The sequence below is a fragment of the Microbacterium sp. NPDC056044 genome (assembly GCF_042267145.1).
Taxonomy (GTDB): domain Bacteria; phylum Actinomycetota; class Actinomycetes; order Actinomycetales; family Microbacteriaceae; genus Microbacterium.
This window is the reverse complement of record NZ_JBHJWZ010000002.1, coordinates 612,208-637,247: the sequence shown is the minus strand read 5'-3', so window position 1 is coordinate 637,247 and position 25,040 is coordinate 612,208. Positions and strand designations below refer to the sequence as shown.

At 70.5% G+C, this 25,040-nt stretch carries 21 protein-coding genes; 10 read left to right on the top strand and 11 right to left on the bottom strand.

What is annotated here, in order from left to right; genetic code table 11:
• Positions 1-6 precede the first annotated feature (6 nt).
• Positions 7-423 carry a DUF6325 family protein gene (locus ACFC1I_RS07970; RefSeq protein WP_310240253.1) on the top strand — a complete coding sequence of 139 codons (417 nt, stop codon included), beginning with the start codon at positions 7-9 and terminating at the stop codon, positions 421-423.
• A 29-nt stretch (positions 424-452) separates the two neighbouring features.
• On the top strand, positions 453-788 hold the full coding sequence (locus ACFC1I_RS07965; protein WP_376008033.1) for an SHOCT domain-containing protein: 336 nt from the start codon (positions 453-455) through the stop codon (positions 786-788).
• A 204-nt stretch (positions 789-992) separates the two neighbouring features.
• Here the strand turns inward: ACFC1I_RS07965 and ACFC1I_RS07960 are convergent, their stop codons facing one another.
• A complete protein-coding gene (locus ACFC1I_RS07960; RefSeq protein WP_376007711.1) occupies positions 993-1,859 on the bottom strand; it encodes a potassium channel family protein in 867 nt (288 codons plus the stop codon).
• 115 nt (positions 1,860-1,974) lie between these two features.
• On the opposite strand from ACFC1I_RS07960, the gene ACFC1I_RS07955 reads away from it, so the two are divergent.
• A complete protein-coding gene (locus ACFC1I_RS07955; RefSeq protein WP_376007709.1) occupies positions 1,975-3,318 on the top strand; it encodes an ion channel protein in 1,344 nt (447 codons plus the stop codon).
• Here the strand turns inward: ACFC1I_RS07955 and ACFC1I_RS07950 are convergent.
• The 3 genes from ACFC1I_RS07950 to ACFC1I_RS07940 form a co-directional block, all read right to left on the bottom strand.
• Entirely contained in the window at positions 3,307-4,074 is a 768-nt protein-coding gene (locus ACFC1I_RS07950) for a potassium channel family protein (RefSeq protein ID WP_376007707.1), read from the bottom strand. The two genes, ACFC1I_RS07955 and ACFC1I_RS07950, sit on opposite strands and share 12 nt — an antisense overlap.
• A 79-nt stretch (positions 4,075-4,153) precedes the next feature.
• Complete coding sequence (locus ACFC1I_RS07945; protein WP_376007705.1) at positions 4,154-5,245, bottom strand: DUF998 domain-containing protein; 1,092 nt, start codon at positions 5,243-5,245, stop codon at positions 4,154-4,156.
• Between the two features lie 41 nt (positions 5,246-5,286).
• Entirely contained in the window at positions 5,287-6,381 is a 1,095-nt protein-coding gene (locus ACFC1I_RS07940; protein ID WP_376007703.1) for an AI-2E family transporter, read from the bottom strand.
• A gap of 54 nt (positions 6,382-6,435) precedes the next feature.
• On the opposite strand from ACFC1I_RS07940, the gene ACFC1I_RS07935 reads away from it, so the two are divergent.
• Both ACFC1I_RS07935 and ACFC1I_RS07930 read left to right on the top strand, forming a co-directional pair.
• Complete coding sequence (locus tag ACFC1I_RS07935) at positions 6,436-7,833, top strand: DUF2252 domain-containing protein (RefSeq protein WP_376007701.1); 1,398 nt, start codon at positions 6,436-6,438, stop codon at positions 7,831-7,833.
• 161 nt (positions 7,834-7,994) lie between these two features.
• Positions 7,995-11,339: a collagen-binding domain-containing protein gene (locus ACFC1I_RS07930; protein WP_376007699.1), complete on the top strand. Its 3,345-nt coding sequence runs from the start codon at positions 7,995-7,997 to the stop codon at positions 11,337-11,339.
• A 64-nt stretch (positions 11,340-11,403) separates the two neighbouring features.
• On the opposite strand, the gene ACFC1I_RS07925 is transcribed toward ACFC1I_RS07930, so the two are convergent.
• The 6 genes from ACFC1I_RS07925 to ACFC1I_RS07900 all read right to left on the bottom strand — a co-directional run bounded on the left by ACFC1I_RS07925 (position 11,404) and on the right by ACFC1I_RS07900 (position 17,965).
• The gene (locus ACFC1I_RS07925; RefSeq protein ID WP_376007697.1) at positions 11,404-11,874 is read right to left on the bottom strand and encodes a heat shock protein transcriptional repressor HspR; all 471 of its coding nucleotides are present in this window, start codon (positions 11,872-11,874) and stop codon (positions 11,404-11,406) included.
• 184 nt (positions 11,875-12,058) lie between these two features.
• Positions 12,059-13,057 (bottom strand): DnaJ C-terminal domain-containing protein, encoded by a 999-nt coding sequence (locus ACFC1I_RS07920; RefSeq protein WP_376007695.1) that lies wholly within the window; start codon positions 13,055-13,057, stop codon positions 12,059-12,061.
• Between the two features lie 15 nt (positions 13,058-13,072).
• Positions 13,073-13,687, bottom strand: a complete 615-nt coding sequence (locus tag ACFC1I_RS07915) for a nucleotide exchange factor GrpE (protein WP_376007693.1) — start codon at positions 13,685-13,687, stop codon at positions 13,073-13,075.
• A gap of 2 nt (positions 13,688-13,689) precedes the next feature.
• The gene (dnaK, locus tag ACFC1I_RS07910) at positions 13,690-15,558 is read right to left on the bottom strand and encodes a molecular chaperone DnaK (protein ID WP_376007691.1); all 1,869 of its coding nucleotides are present in this window, start codon (positions 15,556-15,558) and stop codon (positions 13,690-13,692) included.
• Between the two features lie 171 nt (positions 15,559-15,729).
• Entirely contained in the window at positions 15,730-16,287 is a 558-nt protein-coding gene (locus ACFC1I_RS07905; RefSeq protein ID WP_376007689.1) for a hypothetical protein, read from the bottom strand.
• 94 nt (positions 16,288-16,381) lie between these two features.
• Positions 16,382-17,965, bottom strand: coding sequence for an MFS transporter (locus ACFC1I_RS07900; RefSeq protein ID WP_376007687.1), 1,584 nt, complete (start codon positions 17,963-17,965; stop codon positions 16,382-16,384).
• 81 nt (positions 17,966-18,046) lie between these two features.
• Here ACFC1I_RS07900 and ACFC1I_RS07895 point away from each other — a divergent pair, with 81 nt between their 5' ends.
• The 3 genes from ACFC1I_RS07895 to ACFC1I_RS07885 all read left to right on the top strand — a co-directional run bounded on the left by ACFC1I_RS07895 (position 18,047) and on the right by ACFC1I_RS07885 (position 22,402).
• Positions 18,047-19,528: an MFS transporter gene (locus tag ACFC1I_RS07895; protein ID WP_376007685.1), complete on the top strand. Its 1,482-nt coding sequence runs from the start codon at positions 18,047-18,049 to the stop codon at positions 19,526-19,528.
• Between the two features lie 123 nt (positions 19,529-19,651).
• The gene (locus ACFC1I_RS07890; RefSeq protein ID WP_376007683.1) at positions 19,652-20,224 is read left to right on the top strand and encodes a hypothetical protein; all 573 of its coding nucleotides are present in this window, start codon (positions 19,652-19,654) and stop codon (positions 20,222-20,224) included.
• A gap of 123 nt (positions 20,225-20,347) precedes the next feature.
• Entirely contained in the window at positions 20,348-22,402 is a 2,055-nt protein-coding gene (locus ACFC1I_RS07885) for a substrate-binding domain-containing protein (RefSeq protein WP_376007681.1), read from the top strand.
• Positions 22,403-22,479: 77 nt separating this feature from the next.
• Here the strand turns inward: ACFC1I_RS07885 and ACFC1I_RS07880 are convergent, their stop codons facing one another.
• Entirely contained in the window at positions 22,480-23,118 is a 639-nt protein-coding gene (locus ACFC1I_RS07880; protein ID WP_376007679.1) for a MarR family winged helix-turn-helix transcriptional regulator, read from the bottom strand.
• A 117-nt stretch (positions 23,119-23,235) separates the two neighbouring features.
• On the opposite strand from ACFC1I_RS07880, the gene ACFC1I_RS07875 reads away from it, so the two are divergent.
• Both ACFC1I_RS07875 and ACFC1I_RS07870 read left to right on the top strand, forming a co-directional pair.
• Positions 23,236-24,123: a hypothetical protein gene (locus ACFC1I_RS07875; RefSeq protein ID WP_376007677.1), complete on the top strand. Its 888-nt coding sequence runs from the start codon at positions 23,236-23,238 to the stop codon at positions 24,121-24,123.
• A gap of 181 nt (positions 24,124-24,304) precedes the next feature.
• Complete coding sequence (locus ACFC1I_RS07870; RefSeq protein WP_376007675.1) at positions 24,305-24,997, top strand: sirohydrochlorin chelatase; 693 nt, start codon at positions 24,305-24,307, stop codon at positions 24,995-24,997.
• Positions 24,998-25,040 lie beyond the last annotated feature (43 nt).

Sequence of the window (25,040 nt, the reverse complement as noted above, 5' to 3'; positions counted from 1 at the left end):
GAAGACATGACGACCTTCGACTACGGCCCGATCGAGTTCTACGCGATCGGCTTCGAGGGCGACCGGCCCGGTCCCGCGGTGCTGCAGGCGATCGACGACCTCGTCGCCGCCGGCACGGTCAACGTGCTCGACCTCGTGTTCGCGCGCCGCTCGCCCGAGGGCGAGATCGAGGTGCTCGAGCTCTCCGACACGATCGACGACGGCGCCCCGGCGCTCGACCTCGCGGGCCTCGCGGGGCAGGACGACATCCTGTACCTCGCCGAGAACCTCGAGCCGGGCTCGTCGGCTGCGATCCTCGTGGTCGAGCTGCTGTGGGCGAAGTCGTTCGCGGCCGCGCTGTACGACGCCGGCGGCGCCGTCATCGCGCGCGAGGGCATCCCCGCACCGATCGTCAACGCGTTCCTCGCCGAGAACGCGGACTGAAGGAGGAAAGACACATGCCACTCGGAAGAATGGGCCGTCCCGGCCTGATCGGCATGGCCGCCCGCACCGCTGTCGTCGCCGGCACGGCGACGGCCGTCTCGGGCAGCGTCGCGCGCCACCAGCAGCAGAAGGCCTACGACCAGTCTCAGCAGCAGGCCTACGAGGCCCAGGCTCAGCAGGCCGCCATGGACCAGGCGGCGGCGCAGGCAGTCGCCAACGCCCAGGCCGCGCAGGCGCCTGCACCGGCTGCTGCTCCCGCCCAGGACGACATGATGGCCAAGATCACGCAGCTCGCGCAGCTGCACGCTCAGGGCATCCTGTCGGACGAGGAGTTCGCGGCCGCGAAGGCCAAGCTGCTCTCCTGACGCATCGCACAAGAAGGCCGCGTCCCCCGCTCGGGGACGCGGCCTTCTTGTCTGAGACGGGAGATGGATGCTGCGCCCCCACGCGGACCCGGGTGCCCTGGCCGCACAGGCCATGGGTCGAGACAGGGCATTCCCGCCGAGGCCGGCGACGTAGCCCTCGGTCTCGGCGGGAATCCCCTGGTTCGACGTGACGGACGCCGGGGCTCAGCCGCCCGGGCGGTCGTCGCCGCCGCCCATGGGCCTGGGCGGGCGCTCCGGCCCGGGTCCACGCTCCGGGCCGTACCCGAGCTCCGGCCCCGGAGCACCGCCCGGGCCCGACCCGGGGCCGCGCCCCGGTCCGGGCGCACCGCCCGGGCCCGGCGCGCCGCCACCGGACGACGGAGGCGGCAGGAGCGCGTCGATCTTCTCGGTGAGGAGCCGCAGCTGGGCGCGGGTCGCCGGCTCTTCGTCATCGTGCTCGCGGGCGGCGCGCTCGAGCACCCATGACGCGAGCGTCGCCGTGATCACACCGGCGAGTGCCACGCCGCCGAACATGAGCCCGACGCCGACCCACCGGCCGGCGCCCGTCACAGGCGTGTAGTCGCCGTAGCCAGTGGTCGTCACCGTCACGGCCGACCACCAGATGGCGATGTCGAACGTGGTGATGTTGGCGTCCGACGCGTGGCGCTCGGCCTCGAGCACCGCGAGCGACGCGAGGTAGATGAGGATGATCGACGCGCCGACGCCGTAGACGAGGATCTTCGTGCGCAGCGCGCCGCCGGCTGTCGTCTTCATACCCGGCACATACGTCAGCACGCGGAGCAGCCGGACGAGCCGCAGCACCGGGATGAGCGCGAACGTCAGCGCTGCGAGGTGCTTGCGGAACCACAGCCGCCGGTTCTTCGCCAGCGCGAGCCGCACGAGGTAGTCGGCGATGAACATCGCCCACGTCACGACGATGACCGTCGTGGCGACGGTACGGCCCGGACCGTGCAGGTCGGCGATCACCCGCCACGAGTACGCGACGAGGTACGCCAGGCCGGCGACGATGAGCGGCGCCGAGGTGCGCTTATGCCAGGTGTGCTCGTCCACAGCCGAATCATGGCGCATCCGCGCCGCCGCGCCGGGCGGGACGCGCCCGCGCCGCGCGGGATCGTGGCGCGTCACCATCCTCGCGGCGGTGGTCCGCGCCCGCTATCGTGTGGCCATGCCCGGCCCCTCCGCCGCCTCGCCCGCACCGGCCACGCCGCCCGGTCCGCAGCTCACGGTCCGACGGCTCATCCTGCTGTCGATCCCCGCGATCCTCATCGGCGTCCTTTCGGCCCTCTCGCTGCGCGCGGTCGACCTCCTCGCCGATCAGGTCGACGACGGGCTGTGGACGAGCCTGCCGAAGTCCCTGGGCATCGCCCCGGACTCCCCGTGGTGGATCTTCGCGGTGCTCACCTTCACCGGCATCGCCGTCGGACTCGTGGTGTGGCTCGTTCCCGGCCACGCGGGACCGGACTCGGCGACGACCGAGCTCGCCGCCACTCCTCTCAAACTCTCGGTGCTGCCCGGCCTTGCCGTCGTCGTCATCCTCAGCCTCGCCGGCGGTGTGAGCCTCGGCCCCGAGAACCCGATCATCGCCATCAACGTGTCGCTCGCGGTCGCGATCCTGGCGCGCATCTCGAAGGCGGTCCCGCCCGCGCTGATCGGGGCGCTGGCCATCTCGGCGACCATCGGCGCGCTGTTCGGCACACCGGTCGCGGCCGCTCTCGTCTTCACCGGCATGGTCGGCGAGTTCAAGATGGGCGGGTCCCTGTGGGACAAGCTCTTCCTCCCGCTCGTCGCCGCGGGCGCCGGCTCGGTCACGACCTATCTCGCCGGCGGAGGCTTCGGCACGAAGACGCCGTTCGACCCCTACGGCGCTCCGCAGCCGTTCGACCTGCTCACCGGTTCGCTGATCGCGGTCGCGGCCGCCGCCTTCGGACTCGTCGGCATCTATCTCTTCCCGCTGGTGCACCGCGCGTTCCATGCGCTGCGGCATCCACTCCTCTTCACCGCACTGGGCGGCGTCGTGCTCGGGGCTCTGGGCGCGATCGGCGGGCCGATCACGCTGTTCAAGGGCCTCGATCAGAGCGCGGAACTGCTCGAGGACCCGAGCGCGTACCCGCCCGGCCAGCTCACGATCATCCTGCTCGTCAAGATGGCGGCGCTCGTCGTCGCGGCATCGGCGGGATTCCGAGGCGGCCGCATCTTCCCCGCGGTGTTCCTCGGGGTGGCCGCGGGACTTCTCGGCGGCGCACTGCTGCCCGGCCTCCCGCTGTCGCTCGCGGTCGCGTGCGGCGTGCTCGGCGTCGTGCTCGCGATCGCCCGCGACGGGTGGGTCGCGCTGTTCGTCGCGGTCGCGATCGTCGACGACGTGACGGTGCTGCCGATGCTCTGCATCATCGTGCTGCCGGCGTGGCTGGTCGTCACGAAGGCGCGCGAGATGCTCATCACGCCCGACGACCTCGCGCGCGAGCGACCCGGCGCCCGCCTCCCGTGGGACCGGCCTGCCTCAGTGCGCTGACGCCGGCTGCGACGGGTTCGGCCGCGAGTCCACGACCTGCGTCTCCTCGCCCGCGGCGGGGTGCGGGTGAGCCGCGTGGTGGGCGCCGGACGGCGCAGCCTTCTCGGTCACCGCCGACGAGATCGTCGCGACGATCACGCCGACGAGCACCACGCCGCCGGCCATGAGCACGATCGCGAAGAAGCGGCCGATGTGGGTCACGGGCGTGTAGTCGCCGTACCCGACCGTCGTGATCGTGCAGAACGCCCACCACACCGCGTCACCGAAGGTGAGGATGTTCGCGCCGGGCGCGTGGCGCTCGAACTGCAGCACCACGAGCGAGACGTACCAGATGAGCAGCAGAGCCGAGCCGATGCCGTAGATCAGCAGTCGGGCACGCAGCGTCGTGCCCGCGGTACGGCGGAACGCGGCGACCCGGGTGAAGGCGTCGAGCAGCCGCACGGGCCGCAGCGCCGGGATGAGGACCATCCCCAGCGAGGCGAGGTGCGAGCGGAACCACGCGCCCCGCGGCTTCGAGAGAGCGAGCCGCCCGAGGTAGTCGACGATGAACACGATCCACGTCAGGGTGATGATCGTCGTCGTCACCATCGCGGCGAGACCGTGCAGATCACCGATCACGTGGATCGTGTACGTGATGAGGAAGGCCAGCGCCGCGAAGCTGAGCGGCCAGTACATGATGCGCGACCATTTCAGCGTCGCCTCAGTCTCGCCCGCTCTTCTCTCGCCGAGCAGGACGTTCGCCTCGTGATGCGTCATGCCCGCAGGCTATCTTCGCCGCGCTGATCGGCCGAATAGCCAGCCCCGCCGCGGGACGGGGCGGGGTGCGGGCGAGACCTCAGTCGGCGGACGCCTGCTGTCGCGCGTCCTGCTGGAGGGCGGCCGCGTTGCGGATGAACAGCACGATCCACGTGAACACGAGGATGCCGGCCACGAGCTCGACCGCCGTCAGCGTGTAGTACCCGATGAAGAAGAACACCGCGAGCAGCAGGGTGACGGCCAGGAACAGCCAGCCGAGCGCGACGAAGGCCCGCGGGATGCCGGTGATCCACTTCGGCAGCGCGATCACGAGCACGCCGAACGCGGCGACCATGCCCGATGCGACACCGGTGTGCAGGGCGAAGAACTTGTCGACCGGAAACAGTCCCACCATGCCGAGGAACACGCCGAGCACGATGAGCGTCGTGCGCACACGGCCGATCCCCTTCGGGTTCGACGTCGGGATGCCGCGGGTCGAGTAGCGTGCGAGCGTCGTCACGAGGAAGCCGGCGACGATGATCGTGATGTTGAACGCGAAGGCCGACACGTTCGACGACATGCCGAGGGCGCTCAGGTTGTCCTTCCACCAGTCGGGGTCGCTCGCGGTGAGCATGCTGGCGAGGACGCCGAACACCAGGAACACGGCCAGCACGACCGCGAGCAGCTGGAGGTCCATGTGCGTGGCGGAGTAGAACGCGAGGTAGCCGCTCATCGCCGCGGTCGCGCCGGCGAGGAGCAGCACCGGCAGCGCGAAGACCGTCGCGCCGATGAACGCCTGCTCGAGGATCACGGCGAGCAGCGTCCAGCCGAGCAGTGCGATCACGCCGTGCGCGAAGGCGAGGGCCGCGACGTCGATGTAGTCCAGCACGTGCAGGCGGCGGCCGCCCTCGTGGCGATGCACGATGACGCGGCCCGCGACCACCGCCAGGAAGGCGACGACGCCGGAGGCGATGGCTGCGAACTGGCCGACGGAGCCCGGGCCCGAGATGGGCGCCGCCTGGAACTGGAAGGCGATCAGCGACACGAGAGCCACGACGACGAACGAGATCGCACCGACGCCGAGGGCCAGCGACTCGAGCGACCGCTCGCTCGACGCGTCGAACATGCCCGCGCTGCTGCGGGGCGAGGAGGGCTGCTCGGGGATCGGCCGGTCGAGCGAGGTCTGGGTCATCGGGGCTCCGGGTGGAATCGGGTGGTGCGGTCGAGGGTGGATCAGGAGTCGGTGAGTGATTCGCGGGCGGCGGACGCCGGCGTGGCCGTGCGGTCGCCCGACAGCCATCGCAGCCATAGTGAGCCAGGATCGCCCTCGAGCACCAGCGTGCGCACGAACAACGTCAGCGGGATCGACAGGATCGCGCCGAGCGGGCCGATCACGAACGTCCAGAACACGACCGAGAAGAAGCTCAGCGTGAGGCTGAGGTCGACCGCGTCGCTCACGAACTTCGGCTGCACGAGCACCTGCAGCACCACGTTCACGACGCAGTAGATTGCGATGACGGCGAGGAACAGCGGCCAGCCGCCGACCACGAACGCGAGCACGGCCGGCGGGATGAGGCCCAGCACGAACCCGATGTTCGGGATGAAGTTCGTCACGAAGGCGAGCACCGCCCACACGATCGGGGCGGGCACGCCGAGCGCCCAGAGTGCGAGGCCGTCGATGATCGCGACGACGGCGCCGAACGACGCATTGACGACGTAGTAGCGACGGATGCCTCGGTTCAGGCGTCCGATCCGGGCCAGAACCGGGCGGCGGCCGGCGCCGAAGACGCGCTCCGCGTCGCGGTAGCGCGCGGCGTCCGCCGCGGTGAAGATGACGTAGGAGACGACGAAGAAGAGCGCGGTGGCCACCCCGATGACCGTGCCGCCGATGCTCCCCACGAGCCCCAGCAGCGCCTTGGGGTCGAGGACCGAGGCCGCAGCATCCGTCGCCTGCTGATCCAGCCCGGCGGACTGGAGCCAGGCGAGCGCGTCGTCGAGGCTGCCGCGCAGCTGATCGAGATAGTCCGACACGAGGCCGGCGAACTGCACCCCCGCCACCCACAGCAGCAGACCCATGACCACGAGGACCAGGTAGGCGAGCAGGATGACGGCGGTCGTGCCCGTCCAGCGTGGCCAGCCGCGGCGCTCGAGCGGTCGGCGGATCGGCTCGCAGATCACGACGAGCACGATGGCGAGCGCCAGCGGGCCGATCAGACTCCGTGCGAAATAGACGCCCGCGAGCACCACGACGGTCGCGGCGAGGATGAGGAGCACGCGCAGGCTCGGCGAGATCGCAGGGGGCGGAGCGGGCTGCGCGGCGCGGGTCACGGCGTCAGGGTACCGCTCTTCCGGGCGGCCGCCACGCAGTGCCACACTGGGCCCATGTCTACGATCGATGCCTCGCCCATCGGACGCACGTGGGCCCCGCTGCCGTCCTACGCCGACCACGTCGCCGAGGGCCGCGCCGCCCGCCAGCGCAATCCGCGTGAGTCTCTCGCCGAGCTGCCGACGAACGACCGCGACCCGATGGGGATCCTCGACGGACAGGACGCGGAGCGCGTCCCGGAGCTCGTCCCGCTGCGCACGGAGCGCATGGCGGCGAGCGCGTTCGCGTTCTACCGAGGGACGGCAGCGCTGATGGCCGCCGATCTCGCCCGATCGCCGTCGAGCGGCGTGAGCGTCGGGTCGTGCGGGGACGCGCACGTGTCGAACTTCGGCTTGTACGCCTCGCCGCAGCGATCCCTCGTCTTCGACCTCAACGACTTCGACGAGGCCGCGTGGGCGCCGTGGGAGTGGGACGTCAAGCGCCTGGTCACCAGCATCGTGATCGCAGGGCAGTCGACCGGCCGCGCCGACAAGGTCGTGCGTGAGGCGTCGCTGGACGCCGTGCGCGTGTACGCCCGTGCGCTCGGCACGGGCGCCAAGCGCAGCCCGCTGAAGCGCTACTACGACCGCTTCGACGCCCTGGCGGCCGAGCGCGCGGTCGACGCCGACACGCAGGCGGCCATCGACTCCGCGATCAAAGAGGCGGAGAAGCGCACCGGCGCGCGAGCGGCCAAGAAGATGACGCAGGTCGACGACGAGGGCCGCGTGGTCTTCGTCGAGGCGCCGCCGACGATGACCCACATCGACGCGCAGTCGGAGGAGCGCGTCCTCGGCGTCTTCGACCAGTACGTGCAGTCGGCGAACATCGACATCAGGGCTCTCCTGCAGAAGTACCGCCTCTCGGACATCGCCCTGCGCGTGGTCGGGGTGGGTAGCGTCGGCACGCGGTGCTTCGTCATCTCCATGCAGGACGGCGACGACGACGTCCTGCTGCTGCAGGGCAAGGAGGCGGGGAGGAGCGTGCTGATCGAGCACGGCAAGGCCGAGCAACCCGAGGTCGTGACCCGGTTCATCGATCAGTTCGGCGACGGCGGCCGCGTGGTCGGCATGCAGCGCATCCTGCAGTCCGTGTCGGACCCGTTCCTCGGCTATCTGCGGCGTTCGACGTACGGGGCGCAGCGCGACTTCTACGTCCGCCAGTTCCGCGACAAGAAGGGCGGGTTCGACATGGACGCGCTCGACGACTCGGCGTTCCTCTGGTACGCCGACGCGTGCGCGGCGACCCTCGCACGTGCGCACGGTCAGTCCCCGCTGTCGGCGGCGGTGGCGGGCTACGTCGGCGGGGGCAAGGTCGCGGGCGAGGCGATCCTGGAGTGGGCGTATGCGTACGCCGACCTCTCGCGGTCCGACTGGAAGCTGTTCCGCACGCACCGCGGGGTCGACGCCGCGAACTGAGCCCTCTCCGGTTGCCGACGGGCGGCTCGACGACGAGCTTCCGTCGCCGGGCGATCCGTGTGCGTGCGCGTGAATCGCTCCATTGTCCGGTTGACGCGGACCGATAGGGTACGACTACCGAGGCGTGCTCCCTCGCGCCTCGGCGGGAGAGGGGTCTCGCAATGCCACGATTCGGCCGCCCACGCCTGCGACGCGTCGTCGCAGGGATCACCGCGACACTGCTCGCCGCCACCGGCGCGGTCGTCGTGGGAGCGATCGATCCGCAGCCGGCGGCGGCCGCCTATCCCGATTCCGTCAATCCCTTCGCGATCGCAGGCGGCTTCACCGTCTACGCCCGCGAAGACGCGCTGCTGCAGAACCAGGAGACCGAGGGCAGCATCGCGGTCGGCGGCACCGCCACCGTGCAGGGCAGCAGCGGGCAGTACACGATCATCCACGTGTCGGCCGGCACCGGCGATTACGACCTGCCCACCGTCGACGGCGACCCCACGCGCTTCCTCGTCGGCGAGTACAGCACCGCGAGCACCGGCATCCTTGCCATCACGAGCGCCGGCACCACGAACCCCGAACTGTGGGGCGACCTCAAGATGGTCCAGCGCGACGGCGGCTGGCAGGCGTTCGCACGCGCCGACTGGCTGCGGCTGAACCAGAATCCCTCCGACGTCGACCAGACCCCGCTCATCGACACGACCCATCAGCAGTATCCGGCGAACGCGGCGCCCCCGGCCGGTGCGGTCGGAGGCGGCAGCATCTACACAGCCAGCACCTCCGGCACCGCCGTCGCCGACTACGTCGAGGCGAACCGCGACGCATCGTGGGAGGAGGCGTCGAGCTGCTTCGACGACATCGCCGACCCCACCACCGGCGTCGGCTACCCGGTCGGCGTCGCCGAAGACGCGGGCGACCGCGTCGTCCTCGAGGAGCTGAGCCCCGACCAGCCCAACATCGTGGACTACGCCGACATCGCGGGCGCGTCGCTCATCCAGTTCTCCCCCGGACCGACGCCCGGCGTCTCGAACCCGCTCGTCATCCGCGTACCCGCGGGGACGACCGAGGTGATCGGCGCCCGCGCGGACCCGCAGGGCGTGCACTCGCCGTACATCGTGTGGGATCTGTCGCAGCTCACCGGCGATGTCACCGTGGCTGCGGGACAGGCGCGCATCGACGGCTCGATCTACGCGCCGAACGCCTCTGTCACCGTCAACGCCGCGCCGCTCGACGGCCAGGTGATCGGGCAGAACGTGATCATCCAGGGCGGAGAGGTCCACTCGTTCCTGTTCTCGGCCGAGATCTCGTGCAATGACGCCAGCGGCACGTTCGTCGTGCGCAAGCAGGTCGAAGGCATCGAGCCGGACCAGCTGCCCGAAGGGCTGACCTTCACCGTCAACTACCGCGCCGTGGAGCCGGACAGGACCGTGAGCGTCGGCTCGCTCGAGGTGCCCGCCGACGGCACGCCGATTGCCGCGGGCGAGCGGTTCCCCGAGGGCACCCGTGTGACCTTCGCCGAGATCGCGCCGGAGACGATCCCCGGGTGGGAGTGGGACGAGGACGTCACGATCGCACCGAACCCGCTCATCGTCGGGGCGGGCACCACGGCACAGGTGGTGGTCACCAACGTTGCGACACAGCTGATGGGCACGTTCAGCGTCTCGAAGACGATCGACGACCCCTCAGGCGGAGACCCGGTTCTGCAGGGCACGGTTCCCGTCGAATGGACTGCGCTCACACCCGGAGCCGATCCGATCTCAGGCGTTCTCGACGTGCCGCTGGACGGCAGCGTGGTCGACGTCGGGCAGCAGTTCCCGGTCGGCACGCGCATCATCCTGAGCGAGAACCTCGCGGGCATCACCCCGCCTCTCGGATACGACTGGAGCGGCGTCGGCTGGAACCCCGGCCGCACGTTCGTGATCACGGATGCGGACACCACGGTCGCCGTCGAGCTCACGAACGTGATCACCCCGACCGAGGACGGTCGCACGATCACGATCGTGAAGCACGCCGAGGGGGCGGCCGCCGATCCCCGGTTCGGCTATGCCGTCACCTACAACGGCAACCCCGAGGGTGCCCGCACGGAGCTCGCGCTGCCGGTCGGCGAGCCGCAGCTCATCACCGACCTCGAGACCGGCGCGGAGACCCTGGAGCTCGCGGAGCTTCCGCCGACCTTCGAAGGCGAGCCCGTCGAGAATCCGGGCGACTGGAAGCCGCCCGTGGTGAACGTCACGATCGGCGACGGCGTACCGGCGACCTACACGCCCGCCTTCGGAGAGATCGTGAGCATCGAGCTTCCCCCGTCGACCGAGCCGGACGTCGACATCGAGATCGAGGTCACGAACGCACTGAAGGAGGGCACCTTCAACATCAGGAAGACGTTCGACGGTGTCCCGTCCGACCAGGTGCCGCCGGGGCTCGAATACAGCGTCGCGTGGACCGCGTTCTTCCCGACCGGCGAGGAAGAGGACATCATCGACAGCGGGATCCTGCGAGTCCCCGGCAACAGCGAGGAAGGCGTGGGCCCCGTCGACGCCGCCGGTCAGCCACTGCTGTTCCCCTACGGCACCATCGTGAGGTACGAGGAGCAGTCCGCTCCGACTGTCCGGCACATCTCCTGGCTGCAGGCCGCGTTCGACTCTGAAGAACTCGTCATCGGCCAGAACGATTCCGCATCCGTGACGGCGACGCTGACCAACAGCGCGTCACTCATCGAGGGCACGTTCCTGGTGCAGAAGAACATGGACGGCATCGATCCTGACGACCTCCTCGTCGACTCGTTCACGATCGACTACGTGGCCCACCTGCCCAGCCGCGACGTGCTGGTCGGCCGCTTCGAGCTCCCGGCCGATGGCACGACGGCCGGTCCTGTCGATGCCGACGACAACCCGATCTCGTTCCCGGTCGGCACGGTCGTCAACCTGCTCGAAGAGGAGCCCGACACGTCGGCCCTCCCCGAGGGCTACGAGTGGGGCGAGACCACGTGGAGTCCCGCGAGCTTCGTCGAGATCGGTCTCGACGAGACGCCGGTGCTCGAGGTCACGAACTCCGTGGTCGCATTGACCCGCTGGGCGGTCACGAAGGTCGTCGCCGGCGACGGCTCGTCGTCGGTCCCGGCGGGCACCACCTTCCCGGCCGACTGGTGGCTGAATTACGTCCCGCAGGACCGGATCGAACTCCAGCCGAACGTGACGATCACCTCGCCGTACTTCCCGGTCGGGACGATCATCGAGGCGCGAGAGGCGGACCTGCCGTCGATCCCCGGCGTCGATTGGGGCACCCCGATCTGGAGCGTCGGCGGCGAGGCACTGGTCCCCGACCAGGACGGCGTCGTCACGCTGCCGATCGCGGAGGTGCGCTCGCCCCAGACGGCCGAGCTCACGCTGACGAACACCGCCGGCACGCGTCCGCTCCCGGCGACGGGCGGCGGCGGGCTCTCCCCGCTGGTCCCGCTCGGGGCGGTCGGCCTGATCGTGCTCGGCGCGCTCCTCACCACACGGCGCGCGCGACACGTCTGACGCACGGCTCGAGCGCATGCGAAGAGGGAGGGGACGCAGCATCCGTCCCCTCCCTCTCCGTGAGTCAGCTCGCCGGCGTCTCGCCTGGCGGCTCGCTCTGCTGCGTGATCGGCGTGCGCGGGCTCCACACCACGACCTCGGTCGCGCGGCGGACGCGCGTGCCGTGGCGGAGCGTCACCACTGAGCCGGTGGAACCGGCGGCGAAGACGCGGGCGCCCGGGCGCTTCTCGAGCTCGGCGCGCATGCGTTCCTCGAGGTCGCGGACGCGGCCGTGGAGCTCTTGCACGCGGTTCTCGAGCTCGAGGATGCGCACGATCGCGGGGAGGCCGATGCCGTCCGACGACATGCGGGCGACCTCGCGGAGCTGCTCCACGTGCCGCAGCGAATAGCGTCGTGAGCCGCCCTGCGTACGGGCGGGCACGACCAGGCCGAGCCGGTCGTACTGACGGAGCGTCTGCGGGTGCATCCCCGACAGCTCGGCGGCGACGGCGATCGCGAAGATCGGAGCATCCGCGTCGATGTCGTCCTCGGTCATCTCGTCACCTCCCCGACCTCGTGCCCATGCCCGACCTCGTGCCCATGCCCGACCTCGTGCCCATGCCCGTGCCGGTGCCCGTCCCCGTGCCCGTGCTCGAATCAGGCGATGCGGCGAAATCAGGCCGTTCGCGCCGCAAACCAGCCTGTATTCGCCTCATCGCCTGATTCGGGGACATGGTGGGTCAGCCCCGTGCCTTCGTCATGAGGTCGGCGCGCGGGTTCTCCTTCGGCTCGAGGCTCTGGAAGCGCTCGAGGGCCTCGCGCGCGGCCTCGTCCAGGTGCGACGGCACGGCCACCTGCACCTCGGCGAGGAGGTCGCCGGTGCCCTTGGTGGACTCGACGCCGCGCCCCTTGACGCGCAGCACGCGGCCGGACGGCGTACCCGGGGCGACGCGCAGCCGCACCGGATCGCCGCCGAGCGTCGGCACCTCGATGGTGGCGCCGAGCGCAGCCTCGGTGAACGTCACCGGCACGGTGACGCGGAGGTTCAGCCCGTCGCGCGTGAACACGGGGTGCGGACGCACGGTGACCTGCACGACGATGTCGCCGTTCTCGCCGCCGTCGGGCGAATGACGCCCGCGGCCGCGCAGCCGGATCTTCTGGCCGTCCGAGACGCCCGCGGGGATCTTCACCTTGAACGGCTTGCCGTCCTCGCCCTGGAGCGTGATCGTCTCGCCCTTGGTCGCGGTGACGAAGTCGATCGTCGTGCGCGCCGTGACGTCGGCGCCGCGGGTCGGGCCGCCGAAGCCGCGATAGCCGCCGCTCGGCTGCCCGAACCGGCCGGAGCCGAAGCCCGAGCCGCCCTGCTGCTGGTTGAACATCGCGAAGATGTCGTCGAAGTCCTCGGCGCTCTGGTAGCGGGCGCCGCGGCCCTGGTTGAACATCGAGAAGACGTCCTCGAAGCCGCCGGCGCCGCCCTGGCCGCCCGCGGTGAAGCGAGCGCCCGAGCCCATCGCGCGGATCTGGTCGTACTCCTTGCGCTGCTCCGCGTCGGAGAGCACCGAGTACGCCTCGCTGACCTCCTTGAACTTGGCTTCGGCGGCCGCGTCACCCTGGTTGGAGTCGGGGTGGTACTTCCGCGCGAGCTTGCGATACGTCTTCTTGAGGTCCGCCTCGCTGACGTCCTTCGAGACGCCGAGCACCGCGTAGAAGTCCTTGTCGAACCAGTCCTGACTGGCCATGGAGCCTCCTTCGGGCTACTCGGCGGGAACCGCGACGACGACCTTCGCCGGACGCAGTTCCACCGAGCCGAGGCGGTAGCCGATCTCGACGACCTCGACGATCGTGGTCTCGGTCGCGCCGGGCGTCGGCACCTGGAAGATCGCCTCGTGCTGCTGCGGGTCGAACACCTCGCCCGCGACGCCGTAGGTGGTGAGTCCGATGCGCTCGGCGACGCCGCGGAGCTTCTCAGCGATGGCCGCGAAGGCCGATCCCTGCTCCAGGTCGCCGTGCTTCTCGGCGCGGTCGAGGTCGTCGAGCACCGGGAGGATGCCCTTCGCGACCGCGCCCTGGGCGCGCTCGATCTCGACCTCGCGCTGCTCCTCGGTGCGGCGGCGGTAGTTGGCGTACTCGGCCTGCAGTCGCTTGAGGTCGTTGAGCAGCTGCGACTCGAGGTCGGCGAGCACGGCGTCCTCGGCGGCGGCGTCGGGGTTCTGGGTCGCGCCCAGGATGTCGTCCACCGTGAGCTCGTCCTGCCCGTCCTGCGGCGCGGGGCCGGAGGCGTTCGCCTCCGACCCCTCGCCCTCAGGCCGGACCTCTTCGCCGTCGGCCGGTTCTTCGACCGGCCCCGGGTTGTGGTCCTTGTTCGCCATGGTTACTTCTTCTCGTCCTCGTCGTCCACGACCTCGGCGTCCACGACGTCCTCATCGGAGTCGGTCGGGGCCTGGCCGTCGCCCTCGGCGCCGGCCGCAGCATCCGGAGCAGCCTGCGAAGCCTGGCTCGACGCATAGATGGCCTCGCCCAGCTTGCCCTGGCTCTGGTTGAGCTTGTCGAACGCCGTCTTCACGGCCTCGTCGTCCTCACCCGCGAGAGCGGTCTTGAGAGCGTCGACGTCGCCCTGCACCTCGGTCTTCACCTCGGCGGGGAGCTTGTCCTCGTTCTCCTTGATGAGCTTCTCGATCGAGTACGACAGCGTCTCGGCCTGGTTGCGCACCTCGGCGGCCTCGCGACGCTTCTTGTCGTCGGCGGCGTGCTCCTCGGCCTCGCGCACCATGCGCTCGATGTCGTCCTTCGGCAGCGACGAGCCGCCAGTGATCGTCATCGACTGCTCCTTGCCGGTGCCCTTGTCCTTGGCGGACACGTGGACGATGCCGTTCGCGTCGATGTCGAAGGTGACCTCGACCTGCGGGATGCCGCGCGGGGCCGGCGCGATGCCGGTCAGCTCGAACGTGCCCAGCGGCTTGTTGTCGCGCGTGAACTCGCGCTCGCCCTGGAAGACCTGGATCGCGACCGACGGCTGGTTGTCGTCGGCGGTGGTGAAGGTCTCGCTGCGCTTGGTCGGGATGGCGGTGTTGCGCTCGATGAGCTTCGTCATGATGCCGCCCTTGGTCTCGATGCCGAGGCTCAGCGGGGTGACGTCGATGAGGAGGACGTCCTTGCGCTCGCCCTTCAGCACACCGGCCTGCAGAGCGGCGCCCACGGCGACGACCTCGTCGGGGTTGACGCCCTTGTTCGCCTCCTTGCCGGCCTCCTTCATGACGAGCTCCGACACCGCGGGCATGCGGGTCGAACCGCCGACGAGCACGACGTGGTCGATGTCGGACACCTTGATGCCGGCCTCGCGGATGACGTCCTCGAAGGGCTTCTTGGTGCGGTCGAGGAGGTCCTTCGTGAGGTCCTCGAACTTCGCGCGCGTGATGGTCTCCGACAGCGACACGGGGCCCGAGTCGGTGAGCGACAGGTACGGCAGGTTCACCGAGGTGCTGGTCGAAGAGGAGAGCTCCTTCTTCGCCTGCTCCGCGGCCTCCTTGAGGCGCTGCAGGGCGATCTTGTCGCCCGAGACGTCGACACCGGTGGTGTCCTTGAACTGCTTGATGAGGTAGTCGACGAGGCGCTGGTCCCAGTCGTCGCCGCCGAGGCGGTTGTCACCGGCGGTCGCGCGCACCTGGATGGTCGAGAAGTCGTCGTCCTTGCCCACCTCGAGGAGGGAGACGTCGAAGGTACCGCCACCGAGGTCGAAGACGAGGATGAGCTCGTCCTCCTTGCCCTTGTCGAGCCCGTAGGCCAGGGCCGCGGCGGTCGGCTCGTTGATGATGCGCAGGACGTTGAGACCCGAGATCTCGCCGGCCTCCTTGGTGGCCTGGCGCTCGGCGTCGTTGAAGTACGCGGGGACGGTGATGACGGCGTCGGTCACCGTGTCGCCGAGGTACTGCTCGGCGTCGCGCTTGAGCTTCTGGAGGATGCGCGCGGAGATCTCCTGCGGCGTCCACTTCTTGCCGTCGACGTCGAAGCCCCAGTCGGTGCCCATGTGGCGCTTGACCGACGAGACGGTGCGGTCGACGTTCGTGACGGCCTGGCGCTTCGCGGTCTCGCCGACGAGCACCTCGCCGTCCTTGGTGTACGCGACGACCGAAGGGGTCGTGCGGAAGCCCTCGGCGTTCGCGATGACCTTGGGCTCGCCGCCCTCGAGGACGCTCACGACCGAGTTGGTCGTACCGAGGTCGATTCCAACAGCACGTGCCATGTGTATCTCTCCTTCGTATGGGCGCAGACGGATGCTGCCACCCGGGGTTACAGGGAAGTCTTCTCGCGGTCCACCCTGAGGTTGAGTCGCGATGGCTCAACCATACGCCCGGGTCGCAGCATCCGTCAAGTCAAAGTTGATATGACTCGACTCAACTTGGCCGACGCATTGTCAGATCGAGTGCGCGAGGGTCTGCAGCCCGATCACGAGCAGGCCCAGGGCCAGAAGGATGCCGAGGGCGACGAGCTTCTGCGTCCACGACAGCCGCGCGCGGCGCACGGCTGCCCAGCCGATCACGCCCAGCGTCGCGATGTAGACGATGCTCGACACCCGCAGCGCGGTCTCGAGGTGCATCACGTCGAGCCACGCGAGCGCGATCAGGATGCCGGGCACGACCACGGTGCCGAGCGCTCCCCCGGCGATGCGGCCCAGCACCGCGAACTCCGCGCCGCTCGGGAACTCCTGGTGCACCGCGAGGTGCGACACGATGTCCGACACGAACCCGGCGGCCGTGATGCCGATGACGCCCAGCACGAGCGCGAAGAACGCGTGGTCGGGCTCTGCGTGATCGCTCGCCGACACCACGAGCACGATCGCGAGACCCGTGAAGGTGGCGTAGACCCGCTCCTTGAAGTAGCGGACGAACGCCTCCTCCTGACCGTCGAACTCCTCGAGTCGCCGCTGGTGCTTGCGCGAGCGGGGTCGCCCGCCGTGCCGTTCGTCGGTCATGTCGTCACCCTACGGGTGGTGGATGACGGATGCTGCGCCCCGAAGCATCCGTCATCCTCATCTCGTGCGCCGCCGGCGTCGCCGAAGCGACGGCTCAGCCGCCCAGCATCCCCTCCACCGCCTCGTTGGGCTTGGGGTCGGGCAGGCGCCGCATCCGGAACCCGTTGAGCACGCCGAGCACCGCCGCGAGGATCGGGATGAGCAGCGCGACCTGGAGCGCGATGTGGCGGGCTTCGTCGTTGATGCGGAGCACCTCCGCCGAGGTCTCCGGCGTCTCGTCGGCCAGCAGCTGCGTGAGCGCAGTGTTCGACATGAGTTCGGCGTCCTCCTCGAGGGTGGTGGACACCTGCTGCTGCTGCTCGGCGGTGAGCACCGTGCTGGAGTTCGCAAGTGCCGTGAACGAGAACGCGAGGGTCGCGAGCATGATGGCGCCCGCGAAGGCCAGACCGAACGACAGGCCGAACGAGCCGGCCGCCGAGTTGACGCCCGCGGCCTCACTGACGCGCTCGTCGGAGATCGGCGACAGCGTGTAGTTGTTGAGCTGCGAGACCAGCAGTCCGAGGCCCGAGCCCGCGATGATGAGCGGGATCGTGAGGTACCAGCCGGTGTCGGCGATCGGCACCAGCGGCACGATGGCGATGAGGCCCACCGCCGCGAGCGAGAAGCCGAGCAGGATGAGGTTCGCGGGCCGCCCCTTGGCGCGGCGCCCTGCCCAGATCGCCACCGCGAACATGCTGAGCGACAGCGGCGCGATCGACAGGCCGGCCTCGAGCGCGTTGTACTCGAGCACCATCTGCAGGTACAGCGGCAGCACGATCATCGTGCCGCCGAGGGCGATCTGCTGCAGCAGCTGTCCGCTCACGCCGGTGCGGAACGGCTTGGACGAGAAGAGCGCCGGGTCGAGGAGGACCGGCTTGCCCTTCTTCTTGCGCGAGTTGAGCCACCACGCGAGGCCGCCGAGCGCGACGGCGCCGAGGCCGATGATGATGCCGACGTAGCTCCCGCCCTCCTGCCACACCAGGATGCCGAGCACCACGCCGCCCATGCCGATGACCGACAGCGCCGCGCCCACGAGGTCGATCGAGCGGTCGCCGGTGTACTTGACGTCCTTCACGAGACCGACCCCGAGCAGCACGACGAGGATGATCAGCGCCTCGAGGCCGAAGGCCACGCGGTACGACCAGAACGTGGTGATGAAACCGCCGAGGAGCGGGCCGACGGCGGCGGCGATGGCGGCCGACGCGCCGACGAGCGCGTACACGCGCTTCTGGTGGGCGCCGGCGAAGTTGCCGTGGATGAGGGACTGCATCGAGGGGAGGAGAAGGGATGCGCCGATCCCGCCGATCACGGCCCAGAAGATGATGACGGCCGTGATGTCCTGTGCGAGCGTCATCGCGACGGCGCCGACGGCGTACCCGATGAGACCCAGGATGTACGCCAGCTTGCGCCCGATCAGGTCGCCCATCTTGCCGCCGATGAGGATGAACGCGGCCGAGACGAGGGCTTCGAGGGCGATCGCGCCCTGCACGGCGCTCGCGGTCGTATGGAGCTCCTTCACCACCGCCGAGATCGAGACGTTCATGATCGACGTGTCGACCACGAGCACGAACATCGCCATCGCGAGAAGGATCGCGAGACGCCCGTTGAACTTCGTCTCGGGCGCGTTTTCCCCTGTCATGAACGAAGCAAAGCACCACGCGGGCTCGGAGCGCTACCTTGATTCCGCACCAGTTCACCGAAGGGCCTTAGTGTGACGAACATGAGCTCTCCCACCCCCGGCTCCGACGAGTCCGGCACGCCCTCGCAGCCCGGTGTCCCCGCGGATTCCGGCCCGTCGCCGGAGCACGTCCTGTCGACCGCCGCCCTGGGCACCGACGGCCTCGACGACACCCCCGTGCCGCGGCGGCGGGTGTTCGCGTGGGCGCTGTGGGACTGGGCGACGCAGCCCTTCAACTCGGTCATCCTGACGTTCGTCTTCGTCTCGCTCTACCTCGTGTCGGACGCCTTCTTGCCGGCCGACGTCGCGAAGCAGAACGCGAACGGCGACATGGTGTGCTCGAGCGCCGCCGACGCGAGCACCGCGTACTGCGGAGCGCTCGCCGACCTGTCGGAGTGGTACGGCTGGGTCACGTTCGCCGCGGGCATCCTGATCCTCCTGCTCGCCCCCGTGCTGGGCCAGCGGGCCGACGCCGCCGGCACCAAGAAGCGCTGGGTGGTCGGCGCGACCGCGGTGCTCGCGCTCCTGCAGTTCGCGCTCTTCTTCGTCTACTCCGAGCCGCAGTTCTTCTGGCTCGGCGCGATCCTCGTGGCCCTCGGGTCGGTCTCGTCCGAGATCGCGGGCGTCAACTACAACGCGATGCTCGTGCAGGTCTCGACCCCGAAGACGATCGGCCGCGTCAGCGGGCTCGGCTGGGGCATGGGGTACATCGGCGGCATCCTCGCGCTCGCGATCGTCGTCGTGCTGAACACCTTCGACTGGTTCGGCCTCGACGTGTCGGACGGCCTGGCGTACCGCCTCATCGCGGTCGGCGCGGCGGTGTGGACCGTGCTGTTCGCCCTGCCGTTCGTCTTCCTGGTGCCGGAGTCGCCGGCTGACCCCGGCCGCCGCAAGGTCGGGTTCTTCGAGGGCTACGTCGTGCTCGTCCACGACATCGTCGCCCTCTTCCGCCAGCACCGGCCGACCTTCTGGTTCCTCATCGCGAGCGCCGTCTACCGCGACGGCCTCGCCGGCGTCTTCGCGTTCGGCGGCGTGCTCGCCGCGGTGTCGTTCGGGTTCAGCGCGACCGAGGTGATCGCGTTCGGCATCGCCCTCAACCTCGTCGCGGGTGTGTCGACGATCATCGCCGGCCGCCTCGACGACCGGTTCGGCGCACGGGCGGTCATCATCACGGCGCTCACGATCCTCATCGTGAGCGCCCTGTTCGTCTTCTTCCTCCGCGAGGGCGGCAAGCCGGTGTTCTGGGTGGGCGGCATCATCCTGTCGGCCGCCGTCGGCCCGGCGCAGGCGTCGAGCCGGTCGCTGCTCGCGCGCGTGACGCCGAGCGGCATGCAGGGCGAGGTCTTCGGCCTCTACGCGACCACGGGCCGCGTGATGAGCTTCCTCTCGCCGCTCCTGTGGGCGACCTTCATCGCGGCGTTCGGCGCCACCCACTACGGCATCCTCGGCATCGTGATCGTGCTGCTCGTGGGCCTCCTGCTGCTGATCCCCGTCAAGCTGCGTCCCAAAGACATCGCGCGCTGACCCCGTCGGGCGCGGATGCTGCCGACCGCGCGGGCCGCAGCATCCGCTACCCTCGCTCTCGGGCACCGAGCGGCCGGGGGGTCGTCTCGCTCGCGTGCGACACCGCCATACCCGAGAGGCACCGTGACGATCCCGCTGATCCAGCGCCAACGCGCCGAGCGCCTGCGCGCCGCGCGCCACCGCCGCGCGGTCGGCTACTGGTGGGTGCTGATCGCGTGGCTGCTGTCGATGTGGATCGGCACGTCCGTTGTGCCCCACGAGTGGCTGCACACGCCGGCGCTGTTCGGACATCTGGCGTCCGTGATCGTGGGACTCGGGGCGGCGGTGCTGCTCGAGATGAGCGGACTGCTCTGGATGCTGCGGCGCACCTCGCTCGACGACCTCCGCCGTACGGAGGCCCCGGTGACGGCGCTGGCGTGGCTGGGGATCGCGGGCCTGCTCGCGACGGGCGCGTTCCTCCAGCCCGACCTCTCGCAGCCGCTCACCGCTATCAAGATGATCGCCGTGCTCATCGCCGCGATGAACGGCGTCGCGATGACGCGATTGACCGACGAACTCGACCGGCTGCCCGGCCGTGTGCGGTTCTCGGCGCTCCCCGCGAGGCTCCGGCTGTGGTGCGTCTGGAGCGCGGTCGTGTCACAGACGGCCTGGTGGACGGCGGTTCTGATCGGCATGCTGAACACCGCCTCTCGGTGATCTCACGGCGTCCTCTCCCTCGCCTCGCAACTTCACTCGCGTTAGGCTCTAGCCACACCGGACCCTGGGACCGGTGACCCCCCGCCCGGCTTGGCAGCCGCACCCGCTTTGAGGATGCCCCCCATGCGCGATGGAACGCGCGGCGACGAGGACGTCCCTGGCCCCCGCCGGGGCCAGACCTCCGAACCGAAGAACGCACCTATGACGTCGGCGTCTTCGCCGACCCCTCCCCCCACCTTCTCGACCCCTGCCGCGACGAAGTCCGCGAGGCCGTCGGCGAAGCCGTCCGCGATCGACGAGCGCCGCGAACGCCGCCGCAAGCGCCGCCGGAACGCCCTGATCGCGACGACGATCGTCGGCATCGTGGTGCTGGTCGGCTCGATCAGCAGCGTCTCGTGGGCGATCGTGTCGAACCTCTCGGGCTCCGAGGAGCCGGCCGCCGGCCCCGCGCCCGAGACGCCCGTCGTCGCCGAGCCGATCGTCTTCCCCGAGGACGAACCCGCCGCCACCGCCGGAGCGGAGCCCTGCGCGACCGTCAACGTGCTGTCGTCGTTCGAGAACGCCGAGATGGTCGAGGGCCTCGCCGCCGCGTACAACAGCCGGCCGCGCAACGTCGCGGGCTCGTGCGTGACGGTGAGCACCACCCGGGAGAAGTCGGGCGTCGCCGCGGCCGTCGTGGCCACCGGCTTCCCGAACCTCGCCGACGACCAGAAGCCCACGGTGTGGCTGCCCGACTCGTCGACCTGGGTCGACGTGGCACAGGCCTCCGGCGCCACCAACCTCCGTGCCGAGGGCACCAGCGTCGCACTGTCGGACATCGTGCTCGCCATGCCCGAGAACCTGGCTGCGGCGATCGGATGGGATGCTGCGGCCCCGACCTGGACCGAGATCTTCGAGGCCGCCGGCGACCCCGACCTGTGGAGCGGGCTCGGCCACCCCGAGTGGGGCGCGTTCAAGCTCGGGAAGACGAGCCCGCTCGTCGCGACGAGCGGCGAGGCGGCGATGTTCGCGTCGTACGGCACAGCCGCCGGCTCCATGACGGACTTCACCGCCGCCCAGGTGCAGGATGCCGCCGTGCAGGCGGAGGTGCACGAGAACGAGACGGCGACGAGCCACTACATGGCCACGCCCGAGCACTTCCTCTGGCACGCGCGCCAGGCCGAGGCATCCGGTTCCACTGCCGACTTCCTCTCGGCGGTCATCGTCGACGAGAAGTCGGTGTGGGACTACAACCGCGGCATCACGAGCCGCGACGGCATCACGCGCACCCAGGCGGAGCCGCCCGCCGAGCAGCTCGTGCCGATCTACCCGGCCGACGGCTACTACACCGCCGACAACCCCGTCATGCGCCTCACCGGCGCGTGGATCGACCCGGTCGAGTCGGAGGCCGCGGCGGACTTCATCCGCTTCACGCACACCGCGCAGGGCCAGGCCGCCGTGCGCACCGCCGGCTACCGCGACCTCAACCGCGACCTCGACGAGGGCGTGCAGCAGGTCGGGCAGCTCGACGGCGACCAGGGCGGCACGCTCGCCTTCCCCGGCGCCGACGTGGTGAGCGCCGTGCAGGCGTCGTTCCCCGACGTGCGCAAGCGCGCGAACGTGCTGTTCCTGCTCGACGTGTCGGGCTCGATGGACGAGCCGATCTCGGCCAGCGACACGAAGCTCACGCAGGCCCGCAAGGCGATCGAGGCGGCCCTCGGCCACTTCACCACCGGCGACGACGTCGGCCTCGCGGCCTTCGCGCAGGCACCCGACGGCGCGATGGTGCCGGGGCTGGTGTCACCGGTCTCCGACATCGGCGCGTCGCGCGACGGCTTCCTGGGCGCGCTCGGCGGCATCACCTCGATGGGCGACACCCCGCTGTACCAGGCGGTCGACACCTTCGCCGCGCAGCAGGCGGCGTCGTGGTCGAGCGACCACATCAACGCCATCGTGCTGCTGTCGGACGGCGAGAACGACGCCCCGAACGCGCCGACGATCAGCGCCGACCAGATGCTCGCGAACCTGAAGGACATGCACCACGCGACGCCGGTGCTCATCTTCACGCTGGCCTACGGCGCCGACGCTGACGTGGCGACGCTGCAGTCCATCTCGAGCGCGACCGGCGCCCACTACTACGACGCCACCGACCCGTCGAAGCTCGAGGCGGTGCTCGGCGACCTCGTCACCAGCTTCTGACCCCCTCTGCTCACCTGTCACGAGGTATCGCTCGCCGCGGCACGTCGTGACAGGTGAGCGGCGGCGGGCGGCGGGTGTCAGGTGGCGCCGGGCCAGGCGTCGGCGAGCTTCGTGAGCAGGCGCGCGAGCTCGGCGCGCTCGGCGTCGGTGAAGGTCGCGAGCGCCGAGTCGATCGCCTCGCGCCGTTCGCCGCGGAACCCTCGCACCAGACGCGTGCCGGCATCGGTCAGCGCGACGCGCGTGCGCCGGGCGTCGTCGGGATCGGCCTCGCGCCGCACCAGATCCAGCTGGACTGCCTGCTGCACCAGCCGCGACGCCCGCGGCTGATCGACGCCCACGGCGTCGGCGATCTCGCCCACCGAGAGGGGATGGGATGCCGCGGCCAGCGCCTCGAGCAGCCTCATGCGCGCCGGGCCGCCGAAGCGACCTCCTCCGCCTGCCCACGGCGGTGCGCCGAATCCGGGGCCCGGTCCCCCGCGCCCCCACGGACCGCCGCGCCCGCCGCGACCCGGGAACCCGTGGATCGTGCCGTCGGGATGCATGTGCGCCGAGCCGTCCGCGTCGTGGCCGTGCGGCCCCGCGTGACCGTGCCCGTGCGGGCCCGCGCCATGCGGGCCGGGGCCTTCCACCCACGGGGGCCGAGGCATCCGTCGTCCACGAAGTCGGGCGAGGGCGGCGGCGATCGCGTCGGACGGGTCGTCGGGAGTGGACGGCATGCGTCCAATTTACATGCGACTTGACATGGATCTAAGGTGCATGTCACACTGCATGTACATGCACTTCGACATGTATTACCGGGCGGCCCTCCGCGCCGCCCCCGAAAGGACTTCCTCATGAACGACATCGATGACAACGAAGAGAACGAGACCCGCCCCACCGACAAGAAGCCGCTCGGCTACTGGCTGCGTGCGGTCGACGGGCTGCTGACGCGCGAGTTCGCGACGGCGCTCGAGGCCGAGGGCATCACCCGACGCGACTGGATGCTGCTGAACGTGCTCTCGGGCGACGTCGACGCCCCCGAGCTCCGTGAGCGCCTCGCCCGCAAGGGCAAGCGCCTGCGCGGCATCGAGGAGCGCGGCTGGGCCGAAGAGCAGGGCGACGGCACGTGGGTCCTCACGGACCTGGGCCGTGCCGAGAAGGAACGGATCGGCGCGATCGTCGACGGCATCCGCGCACGTGTGGTCGCCGCCGTCGGCGATGACGAGGCGTACACGGCCTTGACCGGCTCGCTCGAGGCCATCGCCCGCGAACTCGGCTGGGACGAGAACGCCGCCGGCCGCGAGCGCGGCTTCGGCGGGTTCGGGCGTCCGGGCTTCGGTCCGGGCTTCGGTCCGGGCTTCCGGGGCGGGTTCGGGCCGGGCTTCGGTCCTGGGCTCGGTGGGCGTCCGCGTCCGTTCGACCCCGACGTGCACGGCGGCTACGGCCGCAACCGCCACCGCGGGTTCGCGCCTGGGCGTCCCGGCCACCCGGCCGAGCGCTTCGACGAGCCCCTGCGCGGCTACGGCGATGAGGGCTGCCACGGCCACCACGCGCACGCCGGGCACAGCCACCACGACCACGAGGGCAACGGGCACCCGCACGGGGACCACGGCCACGGCTGGAGCCACGGCGACCACCGCCACCACGGTCACCACGGCCGCGGAGGCCGGCGCACCCAGCAGGCGTACGAGCGCGGCTTCGACGCCGGGTTCTCACGCGGCCGGGAGGCTGGCGCGGCCTGAGCCGCAGCATCCATCCCCCGAAGGGTGGTCCCCGCACACGCGGAGACCACCCTTCGGCGTTCATGCCGCGGTCCAGGTTTCGCGGGAGAACCGACCCCAGATCGTGCGAAGTCCGGACTTCCCACCGTCCGGGCGCCATGCCGTCACACGCGCGTCACACGCGCGGGGCACAATGGGCCACATGCCCCAGCCTGCGCTCCTCGCCATCTCGCACGGCACGTCGTCGCCCACGGGACAGGCGGCGGTCGCGGCACTCGTCGACGCCGTGGCGCGGCGGCTCCCCGGCGTCATGGTCCGCCTCGGCCACGTGGATGTGCAGCAGCCGGATGTCGCGGCATCCCTCGACGCGATCCCTGAGGGGACGCCCGTCGTGATCGTGCCGCTGCTGCTCTCGGCGGGGTATCACGTGCGCGTCGACCTCATCCAGCAGTCGGCGGGGCGCGACGACGTCGTCATCGCACCCGCCCTCGGCCCTGACCCCCGCCTCGTCGACGCGCTCCTCGCCCGCCTCGAACCCCTCGGGCTCTCCCCCGACGACGCGCTCGTGCTCGCGGTGGCAGGGTCCAGCGACGACCGTGCGAACGAGGACTGCAGAGAGATCGGACGGATGCTGGGGGCCCGGCTGGACCGTGACGTCACTGTCGGCTTCCTCGCCGCCGCCGACCCCCGCGTCGACGTCGCCGTCGCAGACGCCGCGGCGCGCGCCGGCCGCGTGGTCGTCGTGGACTACCTCCTCGCGCCCGGCTACTTCCACGACCTCGCCGTACGCCTCGCGGCCGGCGCCCCGGTCGCACCGCCGCTGCTCGGCGACGACGAGCCGCCGGCGGCCCTCGTCGACATCGTGGTCGATCGCTACAACGAAGCCGCAAAATAGCCGGACCCGGTCCACAAAGGCGTCCACCCGCAACTGTGTGACG